This window comes from Leptotrichia sp. SK-5 (assembly GCF_055387215.1).
On record NZ_AP028931.1, the window covers coordinates 1,965,815 to 1,982,080 of the forward strand.

A 16,266-nucleotide genomic window follows, 5' to 3' on the forward strand; every position below is an offset into this window, starting at 1 on the left:
ATTAATTCACAAACTCTCCCAAATCATATCTATAAATATTCTGACTTCTTTCAGGTCCTACTGAAATCATCGAGATTTTACATTTCAATTTTTTCTCAATGTATTCAATATATTTTTTACAGTTTTCAGGCAAGTCTTCGTAATTTTTTATTTGAGTAATATCTTCTTTCCAGCCTTCTAATTCATCGTAAATTATTTTCAAGTCTTTGGATTTTCTCAAGTTTCCAGGATAAGAATGATATACTTTTCCGTCAATTTCATAACCTACAGCCACTTTTATTTTTTCAAATCCTGTCAATACATCCAGTTTTGTCAACACAATATCTGTCAATCCGTCAATTAACACCGCATATCTTCCGATTACCAAGTCGAGCCATCCACATCTTCTTGGACGTCCTGTTGTTGCTCCAAATTCGTGTCCTACTTTTCGTAAAGTTTCTCCGTCTTCGTTTTCTAACTCTGTTGGGAAAGGTCCTTCTCCCACTCTTGTTGTGTAGGCTTTCATAACTCCCAGCACTCTTGAGATTTTTGTTGGAGCGACTCCTGTTCCGACTGTTACTCCACCAGATGTTGGCGATGATGAAGTTACGTAAGGATATGTTCCGTAGTCAATGTCAAGCATTAACGCTTGAGCCCCTTCAAAAAGCACTACTTTTCCATCTTCAATTCCTTCATTGATTTCTACAACAGCATCTATTATTCTAAATTTTATTTTTTCAGCAAGTTTCATAAATTTTTCGTAAAGTTCTTCCAAATCGAAAGTTCCTTTACCATATCTAGTCAGCATATCGTTTTTTTCATTCACGTTCCAAGTAAGTTTATCCCTAAATCTTTCAGGATCCAGTAAATCACCAATTCTAATTCCATTTCTTGCAATTTTATCAATGTAGCAAGGTCCAATTCCTCTTTGAGTAGTACCAATTTTGTTTTCACCCATAGCTTCTTCCTTAGCCTTGTCAATCTCGATATGATAAGGCATTATTATGTGCGCTCTTTCATCGATAAATAAATTATCCAGCTTTTTCCCTCTTTTTTCGAGTTCGTCAATTTCCGTCAATAATACTTCAATATCAACAACAACTCCAGCCCCAATTATACATTTTCCAGCCGAGTTAATAATTCCAGATGGCAATAAATGCAAAATAAATTTTTCATCATTTACAACGACAGTATGCCCGGCATTGTTACCACCTTGAAATCTAACTACATAATCCGCTTTTGGAGAGAGTACATCGATAATTTTACCTTTTCCTTCATCTCCCCACTGCGTTCCCACAATTACAAAAGTATTATTTCCCATATTTCATTCCTCCCAAATTTTTAGAATTTTCTTACTTTTTTAAAAACTGAACCGTAAAAACTAAAAAATCTAACTTACTAAAATTTTATCTTTTTACTATTTATTTTACTATATTTGCTATTTTTTTTCAATTGATTTAAATCTTTTAATAAAATAATTTTCACAAAAAAATAGAAGTTATATTATTTGCCACAAATAACTCCTATTAATCAATTTCTATTTTATTTTTAGTAACTTACTTTCCCTCAAAGTAATCAAGCACTTCCAACAAATTATCAAATTTTTTATAAACTAATTTTTCAATTTCTTCTGTCGGTTTCAATTTATCTGGAATCATAACTGGAAAAGTTTTCGCCGCGTGAGCTGCCCTTATTCCATTGAATGAATCTTCAAATACAACTGTTTTTCCAGGAGATGTTCCACCCTTTTCTGCTCCTATAAGAAAAACTTCAGGATCTGGCTTTCCATGAGTTACATCTTCTGCCGTCACAAAATGGGAAAAATATTTTTTTATATCCTTTCCTTTAGTCAAAGTTTCAGCCATATCCAAGTCCGATGAAGTTGCCAAAATCATCTGCTTATTATTTTTTTTCAAAAATTCAAGCAATTCCAATGCACCAAGTTTTAATGGAACTTCCCCTTTTTCAGCTTTTTCCATTATATGATCCTTAACTGTTCCCATCATTTCATCATACGGAAAATCTTGTCCCAAGGCTTCTTTAAACAATATTCTTGCCTTATCATTTGTAACGCCCGTTGTTTTTTCTACAACATCTTTTGTAATTGTATATCCCATTTTCTCTGCAATTTCACGTCCATATTCCACATAAATAGTCTCTGTATCAAACAGCAAACCATCCATATCGAATAAAAATAGTTCAATTTCATCAAAAAATTTTTTCCCCATTTTTTACTCCTTATCTAATTCTATTTTTTCTTATTTATTTATAAAAAACATTTACTAAAAATATAGCAGCCTTATTTGAAAGACTGCTAAAATTCTAAAGTTGTTCTTTTATTTTGTAATTTTTATTTTTTAATCCAAGGCATAAGTTTTCTTAATTCAGCCCCAACTTTTTCTACACCATGATTTGCAAATTCTGCTCTTTTTTCTTTTAAGAATGGCTGTCCTGCTTTTGAGTCTGCTAAGAAGTCATTTGCAAATTTACCTGATTGAATATCTGCTAATACTTGTTTCATAGCTTCTTTTGTTTCAGCAGTTATGATTTTTGGCCCTGTGATGTAATCTCCATATTCAGCAGTGTTTGAAATTGAGCTTCTCATTGTTGCCAATCCACCTTCATAAATCAAGTCTACGATAAGTTTCATTTCGTGTAAGCATTCAAAATAAGCATTTACAGGATCGTATCCAGCTTCTGTCAATACTTCAAATCCTACTTTCATAAGTTCTACTACTCCACCACACAATACAGCTTGTTCACCGAATAAATCTGTTTCTGTTTCTTGTTTGAATGTAGTTTCAAGGATTCCTGATCTTCCTCCACCAATAGCTGATGCCCATGCTTTAGCAACTTCCATTGTGTCTCCTTTAGCATCTTGGTAAACAGCTACTAGACAAGGTACTCCACTTCCTTCTTGGAAAGTTCTTCTTACCAAGTGTCCAGGTCCTTTTGGCGCAACCATGAATACGCTTATATCTTCTCTTGGAACAATTTTCCCAAAATGAATATTAAATCCGTGTCCAAATGCGATATATGCTCCTTCTTTCAAGTTTGGTGCAATATCAGATGCATATACATCAGCCTGAATTTCATCTGGAATCAAAATCATAACTATATCTGCACCTTTTACAGCATCTGCAGTTTCTTTTACTGTAAACCCAGCTTCAGTAGCTTCATCCCAAGATTTTGAACCTTTTCTAAGTCCAACAGTTACATCAAATCCACCTTCTCTTAAATTTAGAGAGTGTGCATGCCCTTGTGAACCATATCCCAATACAGTAATTTTTTTACCTTCCAATTTACTCAAATCACAGTCAGCATCATAATAAACTGTTGTTCCTAAAATATTTCCTGCCATTTTTTATCCTCCTAAATTTTATATGTATATATTATACACTTTTTAAAAATATTTGCAAATATTTCTTTTTAATGCAACGATATATTTCATATATTTTTGAATTTTATTTTTCTTTTTATATAAATTTTACTTAATATTCTTGCATAAACACAGATAATAAGATATAATAAACAAAAAAAATCTAACTAGAGGAGACGATTTTTATGATAAAATCGATAAATAATATAACTTTACGACATTTAAATGGTATTTATATTCAAAAAGATGAACTAAAAAAAATTGATAATAACAGTAACTTCTTTGAGAAAAATAGAAATACATTATCTGTAAGTGAATTTGCAACTATCGTAAAAAAATTTCAAGGATTTGGCTATACTTTTGAAAAAGACTCGGCTTATATAATCTCTAGATTGGATAGAGAATATGCAATTTTATTATGTGAAGAAGTATTGGAAAATATAAAAGAGTTTAAATCTGACAAAAATTATACCATTTTTTATAAAAATTTTCCAAATGAAGTGATAAATATGGAAACAGCCGATATTTATTTAAATCAGATTTTACACTACTGGTTTGGATATTTACCACATGAAAAAAATGAAAATCCTGAAAAAGAAGATTTAGGATCAGAACCAGCTGAATTATTTACACTTTCTCATTTAAAGTTTGTAGGAGATCAAGAAATTGAAACACTTTTTGTGAACTTACTTTCAAGTAATATTACACTTTCCCAGCAATATTTAGATGATGCTTGTTTTCTATCTGACGGATTTTCTGATGAAGAACTTGAACAATATTGTGATAATATTCAAATGAAAGAAACTTTGACGACGCTTGCCAGTTATACTTTGAAACATAGAAATTTTTTGGCTGGAAATTTTAACACTGCAACTGATATTTTACGGTTAATTACGAAAATTTCAAATGATAAACTTAATGAAAATAATATTTTGAATACAAAACATATCCATTTTAAATATTTTAATCGAACCGAATTAAATTTAATTATGGAAAAATTGGATAGTATTTCAAATATTTTACCAGATATTAAAAGATACAGAAAAGTTTGGCATAAGTTTTTTATGTTTTATGCGAAAAAAATTAATTTGAAAAAATATAAAAATATTAGAAAATCAGTTGATATGCTATTTGGAGAGTTTTCTTTTGAAACAGAAAAAGGGTATTTTAATAAAATGAGCGTTAACATTCAAAATCTGAACAATGATGAATTGAAAATTTTTATTACCAAATTTTCAAAATACTCCGGAGATTATGTCAGAAATGTTTTATCCCTTTTAAATAATGCCAGCGAAACTCAATATGAAATTATTACAAACGGATTAAAAAATTGTATGAAAGATGTAAATAATCGTATTCTTTTTCAACTTTATGATAGAATTTTGAATTTATTGGAAAAAGAAAATTTGAAAAATATTGTTAAAAAACAGGAAATAAGCGAAGAAAAAAGTAAAAACTTTTTTAAGATTAGAAATATTTTTAGAAGTACCATTAATAAGGATGAAAATTTAGAAAACAAAGAAATTGAAAATAATGAAATTGAGCAAGAAACCGAAATTATTCCAAGAATTGTAAATAGTAAAGGTAGTTGGAGAAAATTAGAGGAAACTATATTTTTGAATGAAAATTTACTAAAATTTTTACTTGAAACTGTAAAAAACGGAATTTTGGAAAATTTAAAATTAAAAAATCCGCTAGAAAATATTTTCATTGATAAAAGCTATAAAAATATTGCAATTACAACAAGTGAAAAAGATAGTAATATTTCCCTTAAACCGATGACAAGAGGATCGAGATTTTCATTTAATAATGATGCGGAAGTTTTAAGATTTTTTGTTGGATGGAAAAACATTAAAGAAAAGAAAAATGAGATGCGGGTTGATATTGATTTATCAGTTATTTGTTTTAATGAAAATTTTAAATTTTTGAAAACAGTCGCTTATTATAATCAAGTTGAACCTAATTTTATATTTAGCGGCGATATTACAAATGCACCAGATGGGGCTTTGGAATTTATTGATGTTTATAATTTGGAAAAATTGAAAAATTCTGATATTCGTTATGTTCTTATGGAAATCCGTTCATATAATGGATTTTCTTTCGAAGAAATTGGAAGCGTGTACGCTGGAGTGCTTGAACTGACAAAAAAAGAGGCTACGAGTGAAAAAAATCTTTATTCATCAGCAGTTACACAAGGTTTTCAAATTTTGTCAAATACAAGAACAACTAATACAATTTTAATTGATTTTGAAAAAAATGAATATATCTGGATTGATATGAATATGCCTGTTTCTGAAAACTTTTCTTCCAATAATTATTTGAATCAAATGGATATTGCCCATTTGGAAGATGTACTTAAATATTTTGTAAATAAAAAATATGTTACAATGTATGAACTTTTACAATTAAATGCAATAGCTAGAGGAACACAAGTTTTTGAAAAAGAAAATGCAGATATTATTTTCAATAAAGTTGATAATGATAATCCATTGCCTTTGAATGATATTTTAGCAAATTATTTTTAACTTTTATTTGAAATTTATTAAAATTTATGTTATTATCATTGTAAGAATTATTGTCAAAAGGTTGTTCCTACTTCTATTATGGTAATGGGATTTTCCCTTGTGGGTTCGAATCCCACTATAAACGATTAAGAACATCACATACAATAATAATCCGTTAAAAAGTTATTCCTACTTCTATCTATTTAGGAGGGTTCTGCCGATAGCCCATAAAATTATCGGCTCCATTTGAATAACACATACGGAAAAAAAATTGCTGTTAATAAATTGTTCCTACTTCTAACGAAGATTTGTAACCTTTATCAAAGAACAATACATACAGCAATTTTTTATTTAATATTTTTACTGTGCATTTACATAAGCATCCTTCACTTTACACGCCTTTACATCTCCCGAATTTAGAACAGCTCTAAACTCCCATTTTTTATTTTTATCAATGCAGTCAATGCTATCCACAGCATCTCCGACTTTTGTTCCTTTTTTATCAAAGCAAGGGATTTTAATAGTAACATTTTCCTTTTTAGTTCCACTATTTGTTAAAACTCCTGTTACAATTGTTGTATTCCCATCATTTTCAACTTTTGCCTTAGAAAATTTATACTTAACGCCTTTCGCATTAATTTCTCCATCATTTCCGCCAATTATCCCGCCGATAATATTTCCAGTTGTTTTAATTACTGCTCCTGTAACAGTTCCAGCCGCCTTAATTGTTCCTCCAGCAATACTTCCTGCCGCTCCAACAACTCCACAAGATGAAAGAACAAGAGCCATCCCCATTATCGTTATTATTTTTCTCATAATTTATAAAGCCTTTCAATATTTTTTATGCTTATAATACAGTAAAATTATAGTTGTTGCAATACATTATACAATCTATGTTATCTAAAAAAATTAAATAAATATCCAATTTTGATAACATATTACAACCATTTGAGTTTAACTTTAAAATATTTTATTGTAATTCCAGCATATTTGAGGTATTCTATCATTAAAATTATATATTTTCATTTTTTTACAAATATTTTTTGATTTAATACTTACAAATATTTACTTGCTTCTTTAATACTTAATTTTGCCATATTTTCTCTATTTTTCTCAATAAAATTTTTTACCCACTCAGGATTAGTCTTGCTATAATCTCTCAATGCCCAGCCTATCGCCTTATTGATAAAAAATTCATTCTGTCCCAGATTATTCTTTAAAATCTTTTCCAGCAATTCAGTATTTGTTTTTTCTTTCCTCAAAAGCTGATGATCAATAGCAGTTCTTCTAAGCCAAATATTTTCATCAAGACTCCATTCCAGCAATATTTTATTCACATTTGAATCCTTTAATGCCAAAGCTCCTATTGTCATATCTAAATTGTCTATCGTATCCCACCAAGATTTTTTCAAGATTAACCGTTTAAACTCGGGAATATCATCTATTGTCAACTTATCTTTCATATTCTTTAGGTAATCTGCTGCAATATACTGAAATTCCCTGTACTCATTTTCCCAGCATTTATTTACAAATTCCCAGTTGATTTTTTCTTCATTCTTGTATTCCTTGAAAAAATTTTTAAATATTTTACGTCTTTCAGGCGTCTTGATTCCAATATATTCAAATTTATTAAGCATATATTTTGACATTTTTTGAGCCTGTTCTTCATTTTTATGCCGAATCATTTCTTCATAAAGTTTATTAAAATCCATAAGTTTCCTCTTTTTTCATTTTATTAAAAATATTAATTTCTATTAATTACAAAATTCTAATTTTTAGATTTTAACCCTTAAGGAAAATAAAATGGGTTATTCTCCTGAAGTATGTTCTATAACATTATAGTTTAATGCAGAGTGTAGCTATATAGTCATTTCCATAACCTGATAATCTATGTCTTTTATCACATGATTCATAAAAATCTATCATAGCGAGACCATTTTTAAGTTGTCCTCTAATCTGAGTTTCTAAGGTATGGCTAAATTCATATCCATATTCTGGATTTATGGTTATCTTGCCTTCCTCTTCAAGCTCTTTTGAATTAAAAGGTATTGAAAACTTTAAAAGTAATTCCTCATCGGGTTTGTCCCATACAATGTCAGCATCATACATGTATATCCAAGGATTCATAAATCCGACCATTAACAGTCCCCCCTTTTTCAATACTCGAGAGGCTTCTTTATACATGTTTTCTAAATCTTCTATATATACATTTGAAACCGGATTAAAAATAATATCAAAAGTTTCATTTTCAAATGGAAATGGTTTTGTCATATCGCCTTGAACTGTATTGATTTTTAGGCCTTCTCTTTTAGCAATCATATCATCTCTTTGTAATTGTGATTTAGAAAAATCCATTATGGTTACATCATAACCTTTTATAGCAAAAACTGGACCCTGCTGTCCACCACCACAAGCTAAACCTAATATCTTTTTTCCGTTGGCTTTTTCAAACCATTCTTTTGGAACTTTTTTCCCAACAGTTAATGCAACAGAAATTGGATTATTTCTAACTTCTTCTAATTCTTCATGTGTCAATGGCTCAGTATAGTCATTTTTTACATTATTCCATCTATCTTCATTTAATTTTATATAATTGTTCATCTTATAATCTCCTCGTAATTTTATACTATTTCGATTTAAGTTGAATATGTTGCAATTATATTTTTCTCACCTCTACAAATTTCTAATTTCTTGAACAATTTTAATCTTGCTTAATTTTTTTAATTTTTATTTTATTTGAAACTTTAATTTGTTATGTTTCAAATACAGCACTTTTATAAATTTACAATCCCTTTTCATGTATCAATTTATGTTCTATGCTATTTATATAATCTTTATGCCTATGATTATGCTTTTTCTCTGATATAAAATGACTATGCTCATGTTTATGCATGATAATATGAGTATGTGTTTTTCCATCATGCTTATGAACAATTATGTGAGAATGACTATGACTGTGACGTTTAACCATTGTATCATATACAACAATTACGCTGCCGATTATCATAAAAACAAGACCAATGAAATATACCAAAGTAAGTTTTTCTCCATTTACTATAAAAGCTAAAAAAGTTCCTACAAACGGAGCTACAGCATAATATGCACTAGTTTTTGCAGCACCTAAATCTCTTTGTGCTCTGATATACATAAAAATACTGAGTCCATATGCCACAAATCCAAGTAGCAAAGCAGCTATTATATATTTGATTTCAGGAATTCTTTCTCCCGAAATAAGGGCGACTATAAATGCACCGCTGCCAGAGAAAAAACCTTTTAGTAAAACAATCTCATAAGTACTTTTATCTGAAATTTTTCTAGTGCAGTTATTTTCAAGTCCCCAACAGCAAGTTGCCAGTATAACAAACAATGAGCCTAATGAAAACTTGAAACTTTCAGCCCCTTCAACTGAAAGAACTATACTTGATACTGTGATAAAGCCAATGGCAATCCATAACTTTGATGCTACTTTCTCCTTAAATATCAAAAGAGCAATAATTGTTGTTGCTACAATTTCAAAGTTACCAAGCAGTGAAGCATTTGAGGCTGAACCAATATTTATACCAATCATAAGGAATATAGGTGCCGCAATATCAAGGACAATCATTCCAACAGTATAAGGTAAATCTGCCTTATTTAACTTTTCATACTTTTCTTCGACTTTCCTATGAAACAAGTACATAATACCTACACCTGTTCCAGCTCCCAAATATAGAAAAGATGCCATCAATGTGGGTGGAATCTTATTTAAAAGAACTTTAGAAAATGGTGTATTAATTGCATAAAAAATAGCTGCGAGCAATGCTAAAATTACCGCCATAAATTTTCTGCTTTTATCCATGTTTAATAAATCATCTCCTTTTAGATAAATCCTAAATTCATCTCACAATCAGCCAAGGTCTTTCATTTTCCCAAACAATCTTCACATATAAACCAAACATCTGAGAAAGCAATTTATCAGTCAAAATATCCTTTTTAAGCCCTTTTGCCAAAATCTTTCCATTGTGAAGAAGTGCCACATGAGTTACCGATGGCATAATTTCTTCAATCTGATGAGTTACGTAAATAAATGGTATTGCATTATCATTTTTGGAATTTTCCTCAAGCACTTTCAAAAAATACTCTCTCGAAGTTACATCAAGCCCTGAACAAGGCTCGTCCAGTATAAGTAAATCAGGCTCATTCATAAACGCTCTTGCAAGCAATGTCCGTCGCTGCTCTCCTTGTGACAAAGTGCCAAAGTGATTATTTTTTATATATGAAATCTTAAAATCCTCAATAATCTTATCAGCCTTTTCCCTGTCCTCATCCGTAACTTCATCATAAATCCCAATCGAATTAAACTTTCCAGAAATTACAATATCTTCCAGTTTTTCGCCATTTAATGTGCTTGAAAAATTATTTAATGTGGAACTTACAAAGCCAACTCGATTCTTTATTTTTTTCCAAGAATAATTACCAAATTTATACCCAAAAACTCGCACTTCTCCAGAAGTTGGAAAAATATAGGCTGGTATCATTCCAAGAAGAGTTGACTTTCCAGAACCATTAAGTCCTAGAAGTGCCCAATTCTCACCTTTATTTATATGCCAGTCAATTCCTTTCAGTATTTCTCTGCCATTACGCTTAAAAGTTACATTTTCATAGTGTAATATTTCTTCCATAAAAATATCCTTCTTTTCTAAAATTTTTAGATTCTAAATTCTATTAGCAATCTCAGTTCCCATTTCATCAGTTCCAACCTTTTTCATACCATCTGTATAAATATCAGCCGTTCTAAATCCTGCTTCCAGTACTTCTTCCACAGCTTTTTCTATCGCATCAGCCTCTTTTTGAAGATTAAATGAATATCTTAACATCATTACTGCTGAAAGTATTGTCGCTATTGGGTTTGCAATATTTTTTCCAGCAATATCAGGTGCTGAACCGTGACTTGGCTCATAAAGTCCAACTTTTCCATCTCCAAGACTCGCTGATGGCAGCATTCCAAGTGATCCTGTAAGCATTGAAGCCTCATCTGACAAAATATCTCCAAACATATTGTCTGTTAAAATTACATCAAATTGTCTTGGATTTGCAATTAATTGCATTGCAGCGTTATCCACATACATGTGGGAAACTTCCACTTCTGGATAATCTTTTGCAAGTTCATTTACTGTTTTTCTCCACAATTTTGAAGTATCTAAAACATTGTGTTTATCCACACTTGTAATTTTTTTCCCTCTTAATTTTGCAATTTCAAATGCTTTTTTTGCAATTCTTTCAATTTCTCCTTTTGTATATGGCAATGTATCGACAGCTTTTTCATCAGAATATTCTCTAGGTCCAAAATAAATCCCTCCTGTAAGCTCTCTAACTATCATTACATCTAGCCCTTCTCCAATTATTTCATCCTTCAATGGACTAGCACTTTTCAATTGCTTAAACAAAACCGCTGGTCTTAAATTTGTGTAAACTCCCAAGTCTTTTCTTATCGCAAGAAGTCCTTTTTCAGGTCTTTTATCAGGATCAACATTATCCCATTTAGGCCCTCCAACTGATCCTAACAAAATCGAGTCACTCTCTTTACAAATTTTCGCAGTTTCTTCAGAATAAGGAATCCCATATTTATCAATAGATTCTCCTCCCAAATATCCTTGCGTATACTCAAATTTATGCCCAAATTTTTCTCCAATTTTATTCAAAACTTTTACCGCTTCATCAACAATTTCTAGACCAATTCCGTCCCCTTTTAATAATGCAATTTTGTAGTTCATTTTTTTACTTCCTTTCTAAATTTTTTATATCATCTTTTTTAACTTTTTTATTCAAAATTTTTCCATTTTAAATTATTAAATAAAATCTCTACTCTTCTATTATGATATTTTCCTATATCTGTTTCATTTTTATCAACTGGATCATCTTCTCCTTTACCACTTATTTCTCCAATTGAAATAGTATCTTTTAAACCAAGCTCTCTAAGTATTCTAGCAACATTTCTAGCTCTTATCAACGATAATTTTTGATTATATTTCTTTGTTCCAGTTGAATCAGTATACCCTACGAAATCTACAGTTCCACTTTCTCCAAATTTATTTAAAACATTTACAATTTCTTTAAGATCAAATATCTGATACTCAGTTATTATTCTCCCATCAACTTTAAAACCTCTTATAACACACTTTTTCTCCTCTCTATTGCAAGGTACTACTAATGTTGTTGAAAAAGAGATATTCACAATTATAAATATACAAAATAAAATAAACTTTTTCATAAAATTCCTCCAATTTAAAGCAAATCCGAATGTGTCCTAGTTCTCAACAATGTCAAAACCAAAATATTTTTTTCAATTTTATAAATTAAGAGCCAATCAGTCTGAATATGATATTCTCTAAATCCTTTATAATCGCCAGTAAGACAATGATCTCTATATTTTTCAGGCAAAATTTCACTATCAGATAATTTATTAATAACCTGTGCCAGTAATATTAAATCATATTTTCTTTTCTTTAATTTTTTCAAGTCCTTATCAAACCTTTTGGTCGTCTTTATTGTCAATTTCATCCACTAAACCCCTAAATCCTCAAATAATTCTTCAGCACTATTATACCCTTTTCTTTCAATTTTACCACTCAAAATATCATCAGTTTCCTGCATTGCCTTTAAAGTTTCTTTATTTGAAGTTTTCTCATCATCTTCTAAGTCTTCCGTTAGCTCATCTATGCTATCAAAAGTTTTGCTTAATCCAACACCTTTCTCAACTTCATCTAGAACCTTTCTAGTTTCTCCATTTGGAACTTTCAACTCAAACGGAATTCCCTGCTCCAAAATACACTTCTTCAAAAATAAATTCATAGCAGTACTCATATTAAGCCCCATTTTTTTAAATAATGTTTCCGCTTCTTTTTTAACATTTTCATCAACTCTAGCTGTTACTGTAGCCATTTTTACCACTCCTTTGTAATACTTTTGTTATACAATGTAATTGTATTACTAAATAGTGCAAAAATCAATATTTTAATTAACTTTTTCAAAAAAAATTTACTTTTTTCATTTTTTAAAATCTATTAATCTATTTTCTATCAAATAATTTATATTTTCAACTACCCAGTTTTTATTAAATCTATAAAAAATATCAATTCTAAAAGCTTTACTTTCATTATCTAATTTAAAATATAATTTATATCTCATTATTTTTTTTACTAATTTTAAAACCTTTACTTTTTCCCGTGGGACTATTTTCCTTATTTTACCTATATTTGAAAGTTGTATTCCTGAAGATATTTTTAATGTTACATCACACGAAAATATTTCTATATTGTCTTTCTTAAATAAAACTATAATACTTTCTCTTAAATCCTCGTTAACATCGTAAATAAGTTTTTTATCAAAAAGCACTTTTATAAAATTGTTTTCAGGAAGAAAACACAAATAATTTCTGTCATACTCAATATTATTTTCATTAAAATAATTTTCTATTATTTTATTCCATTCTTTGATAGTTCGCATAATTTTTTATCTCCTAGTCATCTGAAAATTTTTTGTTAAATCCAAGCATACTGCAACTCATAGCACTTTCTGTAATAATTCCCTTTAACTGAAGTTTCAATATTTTTATTTCTTCTAAAATTCCGATTACAGCTTTTTTTGTAAAACTGATAAGTTCTCTTACACCAGCCACTTCTTCTCCATCTGACTAGTTCTCCATTTTTTACAAACACATCAAACGGCAAATCTTTTGAACTTATTTTAGAAAGTTTTTCTTTTTCCCGCTTTCTATACTCAATTCCTTTTGACCACATAGATATCTCCTTTTTTTCAGATTATATCTGAAACTTGAAATTTATTTTCTAACTCGTATCTTCTACTTTTATATCGACAATTTTTCATTTTCAATCAAATTTCTGAAATCAAATTATCTGCTATTTAACAATCCCTTTTGAAATCACATCCAAATCCCCATCACTAAACTGAATATTCGTTTTTGCCCCTGTATCAGCTAGTATTTTTTGTGCAATCATTGTTGTTAATGGATAAAGTATATTAAAATGATCTCCACCTGCAATTTGGTATTTCTTGAATGGTATTTTGTATTTATCTGCGGCTTTTTGCATAGGCTCGAATAAAATATCTCTTCTTTCTTCTTGACCTTCAAAGTGGAAAGTTGGTGCTGTTATTGAACGGACGTATCGAAGTGATGATCTTACTGCTATTTCTCTAGGATTTGTCAAATCAAATGGAACTCCGCCATATTCATCCGGTTTTTCTGTCGCCCAAAAGAAATCTGGCAAGGCACCTATTGCAAAAACTGCTCGAAAACCTTTTGAATATTCGCTCAGAAGCAACGCCTTTGTCCCACCTGTACTGTGTCCAACAAGATAAATTCTATTTGGATCAACATAAGGAAGTGATGCTACATATTTTCTGGCTTCTTCCAAGTCTTCAATTTCCCCATAAAACATTTCATATTTTCCAGGATTTGCATTTTCTCCTCTAGCACTTGGTATTGCAAGTACAAAATCATCTCTTTTAAATGCACCTGCCCCTTGATAATTATTTTTAGGCGATTCTTCATCCCAGCCAAACTCACTATCTCCAATTCCACCAAATCCACCATTTAAATATATGATTGCTGGATATTTTTTCCCGTTATTTTCTTTTGCTGTAATATACATTGGCATTTCTCCTAATTTTGTTGGATAATTTACCAATGAAAACTTGCTATTTTTAGGCGGAATCCCTGGTTTTCCATCTGGTACAAATTCCGTTTTTTGGCTATCGACAATCTTTGTCTTAAAATTTTTATGAGCCTCTTCCAATGTTTCTCCATATATCTCAAAATCAAAACTATTGTCAATTTCTTTACTATTTTTTTCACTCTTTTGAACTTCTGTATTTGCGTTTGAATTTTTGCCTCCGTTCCCGCAAGATACTACAAAAGTTGCCAAAATTAGCAATAAAAGTAATATTTTTTTCATAAAGTCACCTTTCTTTTTTTATTTATTGTTCCAACATTCTTCTTTTGCCCACTCTTTCAGCCAATCTTTCAAAATATCCACTTTCAATCAAGCTATTTCTATTCTGCATCCACCATGCCTTTCCATTAATTTGGGCAAAATTTATTATTTCTTTTTTTATTTTATCCCCAGCTCTTACTGATATTGTCAATTTATAGTTTAAGATTCCTTTTTTTAAATCAATTTTTTCTATATCATCGACATCTATTCTTGTTAAAAGTCCCTTAATTCCACCAAGCATCCCAACTTCGAAAAACAATATTTCATTCTCCTTAAAAAGTATATAACATGGCTTCATTCCTGCTTTCATAATCAATCCAATAAGCCCCATCATCAAAAATGAATTCAAATTTCTTTCTCTTTTAATACCATAAATAAAATTTTTATCGTACTCTATCCCATTTTGCTTGAAATATTCTTCTACTTTCAACTGTTCTTTTGATTTTTCTGCCATTTAAAAAGTTCTCCTTCCTATTTTTTTCAGAAAATAAATTCTTCCTCAGCAACATCATTAACATAATTAACCTTTTTAGTCAATTTTTCATCCTCATCATAAAATTCATAATAATATAAGTTTTTCGAAAAGACATATACAATAAATAGTTTCTATTATATTTTTTAAATTTTGTGAATCAAGTTAAAATCCATATAGGATTAACATATTCTTTTTAGATTTTTTATCTACTACATAATGCTATAAAAATATAAATAAATTAGTTATTAAATAGCACCAATCAAAAAAATGTAATGTTTTATTATATATAATTAAAAATACATGAGCTTATAAATAATCAATATTAAAAATCAATTTTTTTATATGTATTTTTTACTTTAAATTTCCAATTTGACGCACTGTAGATTATCCTCATTTTACATACTACATCTGAAATGCCGTTATCCAAAAACATATTCCGGCTATAAGTGAAAGCGGAGTCATAACATATTTTTCTTTCCTACTTTTTGAAATCATATTCATAATAGTATTCAAAAATAGATAAGCGGCAAAGAAGAAACAAATATATTTAGTAACCTTAAAAGGCAGCCACAATGAAATAAAACCTCCGGCTTGCAAAATAATTATCATTGCAAAAATTTGGATAGCCACTGAAATGACTGCCATAACTCTAAATTTCTTAGGTAAGATTTTATGTTGTCCACCCATTGTAAATTCGCCCAGAGGCAAACCGCAAGCAACAAGAACTGTCATAATTGCTATAACTCCAAATAATACTGCACCTAATATTGAAAACATAAATCAATATTCTCCCTTCGCAAAATACAAAAAGTTTCAGTTACAAATTCAAAATTTCTTTCTTTTTTAATTAATACCATAAACAAAATTTTTATCATACTCTATCCCATTTTGTTTAAAATATTCTTCCATTTTTAATTGTCTTTTTGACTTTTCTGC

Annotated in this window: 18 protein-coding genes; 1 reads left to right on the forward strand and 17 read right to left on the reverse strand. The window is 29.7% G+C overall.

The genetic code is table 11. The features are described 5' to 3' along the window. Position 1: 1 nt before the first annotated feature. The 3 genes from ACZ5B9_RS09830 to ilvC form a co-directional block, all read right to left on the reverse strand. On the reverse strand, positions 2-1,300 hold the full coding sequence (locus ACZ5B9_RS09830) for an adenylosuccinate synthase (RefSeq protein ID WP_026746660.1): 1,299 nt from the start codon (positions 1,298-1,300) through the stop codon (positions 2-4). A 235-nt stretch (positions 1,301-1,535) separates the two neighbouring features. After that, complete coding sequence (locus ACZ5B9_RS09835) at positions 1,536-2,207, reverse strand: HAD family hydrolase (protein ID WP_464422439.1); 672 nt, start codon at positions 2,205-2,207, stop codon at positions 1,536-1,538. 122 nt (positions 2,208-2,329) lie between these two features. After that, a complete protein-coding gene (ilvC, locus tag ACZ5B9_RS09840) occupies positions 2,330-3,340 on the reverse strand; it encodes a ketol-acid reductoisomerase (protein ID WP_314291799.1) in 1,011 nt (336 codons plus the stop codon). Between the two features lie 203 nt (positions 3,341-3,543). Between ilvC and ACZ5B9_RS09845 the strand changes: the two genes are divergently transcribed. Further along, positions 3,544-5,883 carry a TerD family protein gene (locus ACZ5B9_RS09845; protein WP_464422440.1) on the forward strand — a complete coding sequence of 780 codons (2,340 nt, stop codon included), beginning with the start codon at positions 3,544-3,546 and terminating at the stop codon, positions 5,881-5,883. 339 nt (positions 5,884-6,222) lie between these two features. On the opposite strand, the gene ACZ5B9_RS09850 is transcribed toward ACZ5B9_RS09845, so the two are convergent. The 14 genes from ACZ5B9_RS09850 to ACZ5B9_RS09915 form a co-directional block, all read right to left on the reverse strand. After that, entirely contained in the window at positions 6,223-6,678 is a 456-nt protein-coding gene (locus ACZ5B9_RS09850) for an FxLYD domain-containing protein (RefSeq protein WP_464422441.1), read from the reverse strand. Positions 6,679-6,917: 239 nt separating this feature from the next. Beyond that, on the reverse strand, positions 6,918-7,574 hold the full coding sequence (locus ACZ5B9_RS09855) for a DNA alkylation repair protein (protein ID WP_464422442.1): 657 nt from the start codon (positions 7,572-7,574) through the stop codon (positions 6,918-6,920). A gap of 124 nt (positions 7,575-7,698) precedes the next feature. Beyond that, positions 7,699-8,463: a class I SAM-dependent methyltransferase gene (locus ACZ5B9_RS09860; protein WP_464422443.1), complete on the reverse strand. Its 765-nt coding sequence runs from the start codon at positions 8,461-8,463 to the stop codon at positions 7,699-7,701. A gap of 181 nt (positions 8,464-8,644) precedes the next feature. After that, entirely contained in the window at positions 8,645-9,700 is a 1,056-nt protein-coding gene (locus tag ACZ5B9_RS09865; RefSeq protein ID WP_464422444.1) for a DMT family transporter, read from the reverse strand. Between the two features lie 37 nt (positions 9,701-9,737). Then, positions 9,738-10,523: an ABC transporter ATP-binding protein gene (locus ACZ5B9_RS09870; RefSeq protein ID WP_464422445.1), complete on the reverse strand. Its 786-nt coding sequence runs from the start codon at positions 10,521-10,523 to the stop codon at positions 9,738-9,740. A 33-nt stretch (positions 10,524-10,556) separates the two neighbouring features. After that, positions 10,557-11,615 carry a 3-isopropylmalate dehydrogenase gene (leuB, locus tag ACZ5B9_RS09875; protein ID WP_464422446.1) on the reverse strand — a complete coding sequence of 353 codons (1,059 nt, stop codon included), beginning with the start codon at positions 11,613-11,615 and terminating at the stop codon, positions 10,557-10,559. Between the two features lie 47 nt (positions 11,616-11,662). Next, the gene (locus ACZ5B9_RS09880) at positions 11,663-12,112 is read right to left on the reverse strand and encodes an OmpA family protein (protein ID WP_026749496.1); all 450 of its coding nucleotides are present in this window, start codon (positions 12,110-12,112) and stop codon (positions 11,663-11,665) included. 14 nt (positions 12,113-12,126) lie between these two features. Next, positions 12,127-12,402 (reverse strand): type II toxin-antitoxin system YafQ family toxin, encoded by a 276-nt coding sequence (locus ACZ5B9_RS09885; RefSeq protein ID WP_026749495.1) that lies wholly within the window; start codon positions 12,400-12,402, stop codon positions 12,127-12,129. Between the two features lie 3 nt (positions 12,403-12,405). Next, positions 12,406-12,783 (reverse strand): type II toxin-antitoxin system RelB/DinJ family antitoxin, encoded by a 378-nt coding sequence (locus ACZ5B9_RS09890; protein WP_026749494.1) that lies wholly within the window; start codon positions 12,781-12,783, stop codon positions 12,406-12,408. A gap of 105 nt (positions 12,784-12,888) precedes the next feature. Beyond that, positions 12,889-13,347, reverse strand: a complete 459-nt coding sequence (locus ACZ5B9_RS09895) for a hypothetical protein (protein WP_071124363.1) — start codon at positions 13,345-13,347, stop codon at positions 12,889-12,891. A gap of 35 nt (positions 13,348-13,382) precedes the next feature. Beyond that, a complete protein-coding gene (locus ACZ5B9_RS09900; RefSeq protein ID WP_464422447.1) occupies positions 13,383-13,640 on the reverse strand; it encodes an endonuclease in 258 nt (85 codons plus the stop codon). Between the two features lie 120 nt (positions 13,641-13,760). After that, entirely contained in the window at positions 13,761-14,816 is a 1,056-nt protein-coding gene (locus tag ACZ5B9_RS09905; RefSeq protein ID WP_464422448.1) for an alpha/beta hydrolase family protein, read from the reverse strand. A 22-nt stretch (positions 14,817-14,838) separates the two neighbouring features. Then, positions 14,839-15,309, reverse strand: coding sequence for a hypothetical protein (locus tag ACZ5B9_RS09910; RefSeq protein ID WP_464422449.1), 471 nt, complete (start codon positions 15,307-15,309; stop codon positions 14,839-14,841). Positions 15,310-15,732: 423 nt separating this feature from the next. Beyond that, a complete protein-coding gene (locus ACZ5B9_RS09915) occupies positions 15,733-16,107 on the reverse strand; it encodes a hypothetical protein (protein WP_015769924.1) in 375 nt (124 codons plus the stop codon). Between the last annotated feature and the right edge of the window lie 159 nt (positions 16,108-16,266).

Bases quoted from the DNA above. Each gene is read 5' to 3' on its own strand.
- ACZ5B9_RS09830 (WP_026746660.1), bottom strand. From the start codon at position 1,300: ATGGGAAATAATACTTTTGTAATTGTGGGAACGCAGTGGGGAGATGAA.
- ACZ5B9_RS09835 (WP_464422439.1), bottom strand. From the start codon at position 2,207: ATGGGGAAAAAATTTTTTGATGAAATTGAACTATTTTTATTCGATATG.
- ilvC (WP_314291799.1), bottom strand. From the start codon at position 3,340: ATGGCAGGAAATATTTTAGGAACAACAGTTTATTATGATGCTGACTGT.
- ACZ5B9_RS09845 (WP_464422440.1), top strand. From the start codon at position 3,544: ATGATAAAATCGATAAATAATATAACTTTACGACATTTAAATGGTATT.
- ACZ5B9_RS09850 (WP_464422441.1), bottom strand. From the start codon at position 6,678: ATGAGAAAAATAATAACGATAATGGGGATGGCTCTTGTTCTTTCATCT.
- ACZ5B9_RS09855 (WP_464422442.1), bottom strand. From the start codon at position 7,574: ATGGATTTTAATAAACTTTATGAAGAAATGATTCGGCATAAAAATGAA.
- ACZ5B9_RS09860 (WP_464422443.1), bottom strand. From the start codon at position 8,463: ATGAACAATTATATAAAATTAAATGAAGATAGATGGAATAATGTAAAA.
- ACZ5B9_RS09865 (WP_464422444.1), bottom strand. From the start codon at position 9,700: ATGGATAAAAGCAGAAAATTTATGGCGGTAATTTTAGCATTGCTCGCA.
- ACZ5B9_RS09870 (WP_464422445.1), bottom strand. From the start codon at position 10,523: ATGGAAGAAATATTACACTATGAAAATGTAACTTTTAAGCGTAATGGC.
- leuB (WP_464422446.1), bottom strand. From the start codon at position 11,615: ATGAACTACAAAATTGCATTATTAAAAGGGGACGGAATTGGTCTAGAA.
- ACZ5B9_RS09880 (WP_026749496.1), bottom strand. From the start codon at position 12,112: ATGAAAAAGTTTATTTTATTTTGTATATTTATAATTGTGAATATCTCT.
- ACZ5B9_RS09885 (WP_026749495.1), bottom strand. From the start codon at position 12,402: ATGAAATTGACAATAAAGACGACCAAAAGGTTTGATAAGGACTTGAAA.
- ACZ5B9_RS09890 (WP_026749494.1), bottom strand. From the start codon at position 12,783: ATGGCTACAGTAACAGCTAGAGTTGATGAAAATGTTAAAAAAGAAGCG.
- ACZ5B9_RS09895 (WP_071124363.1), bottom strand. From the start codon at position 13,347: ATGCGAACTATCAAAGAATGGAATAAAATAATAGAAAATTATTTTAAT.
- ACZ5B9_RS09900 (WP_464422447.1), bottom strand. From the start codon at position 13,640: ATGTGGTCAAAAGGAATTGAGTATAGAAAGCGGGAAAAAGAAAAACTT.
- ACZ5B9_RS09905 (WP_464422448.1), bottom strand. From the start codon at position 14,816: ATGAAAAAAATATTACTTTTATTGCTAATTTTGGCAACTTTTGTAGTA.
- ACZ5B9_RS09910 (WP_464422449.1), bottom strand. From the start codon at position 15,309: ATGGCAGAAAAATCAAAAGAACAGTTGAAAGTAGAAGAATATTTCAAG.
- ACZ5B9_RS09915 (WP_015769924.1), bottom strand. From the start codon at position 16,107: ATGTTTTCAATATTAGGTGCAGTATTATTTGGAGTTATAGCAATTATG.